This window comes from Bacillus sp. TL12, assembly GCF_022625245.1.
Classification (GTDB): Bacteria; Bacillota; Bacilli; order Bacillales; family Bacillaceae_G; genus Bacillus_A.
In genome coordinates, this window is sequence record NZ_JAJJBY010000152.1 from 1 (window position 1) to 1,311 (window position 1,311).

General features: G+C 37.4%; 1 protein-coding gene. It reads left to right on the forward strand.

The window, feature by feature from the left end:
• The first annotated feature begins 83 nt into the window (after positions 1–83).
• Positions 84–1,273 (forward strand): IS3 family transposase gene (locus LOK41_RS28165; RefSeq protein ID WP_481748848.1). Its coding sequence is split into 2 segments (ribosomal slippage): positions 84–384 and positions 384–1,273, totalling 1,191 coding nucleotides; the frame shifts between segments, so codons are not numbered across the junction.
• The last annotated feature ends 38 nt before the right edge of the window (positions 1,274–1,311 follow it).

Here is a 1,311-nt window from a genome sequence, read left to right on the forward strand (position 1 = left end):
TGGTATTATCCCTTTTGAGTAGACAGTGTAAAAAGACTGTTTTTGATAAGTAAGTGTTACACTCTATTTGGAGGGGATTTTCTTTGGCTAAAAAAGGACAAACATTTCAACCGTATACAGAAGAATTCAAACGTAAGGCAGTCATGCTGTATGTAAATGGAGAAAAGAGTTATCAGATTCTGGAAAATGAACTAGGGCTTAGAAGTCCTACTCAATTGAAAGATTGGGTAAAGAAGCATAAGCAGGGTGAGCCTTTGGCTGATCAACGAGGGGGAGAATCAAGAGAACTCAATCCCTTTCATCGCTTATCTAAAACAACATTTAAAAGTATCGAGGAAGAAAGAGATTATTTAAAAGCGCAGGTTGAATACTTAAAAAAGCAGTATCCAAATCTACATGGGAAGGATGGGTTCCAAAAGTAAAACGTTTTGAAATCATTCACGAATTACACAAGAATTATCCTATTACCTGGCTCGTAACGATTGCGGGTGTTTCCCGATCTGGCTACTATAAATGGAGAGAAACGGAGAAAGTTCGAAGAAAAAGGTACCAATATGAACAACTCTTGAAGAAACATTTAATGGCTATCCATCATACACGTCCTTTTTATGGATGTCCCCGCTTGCAAATAGCACTGAAAAAAGAAGGGTTTCATGTGAATCATAAACGTGTGTATAGGTTAATGAAAGAGCTGAATATTCGGTCTGTAATTCGAAAGAAACGCCGTTTCTTTGGGCGGAAGGCCTCTATCATACAACCGAATCGACTCAATCGTGTATTTAAAACGAATAAACCGAACCGTCTTTATGTTACAGATATAACCTATCTAGATCTTGGAGATCGTTTCTATTACCTGTCTGCCATCCAAGATCTTTTTAATAATGAAATCGTCGCGTGGGAGCTATCCAAACGAAATGATTTGAAGCTGGTGAGTGATACTGTCAAAAAACTGGCTACAACAAGAGAAGTACAAGGAGCAATCCTTCATTCAGACCAGGGTTTCCAGTATACATCTAAAACATACAATAATCAAATTAAAACATTCGGGATAATAGGTAGTCATTCTCGCAAGGGAAACTGTCTAGATAATGCATGCATTGAATCCTTCTTTTCACATGTCAAAACAGAGAATATGTATTTTTCTGGATGTAAAACAGAAAACGATCTCTATCGAGCCATTGAGGATTATATTTGGTTCTATAATCATGAACGATTTCAGAAAAAACTGAATCAGTGTGCTCCAATCGAATATCGGAACACACTGATTGCATAGTCTTTTTTGAATCTGTCCACTTGACAGGGGTAAGACCA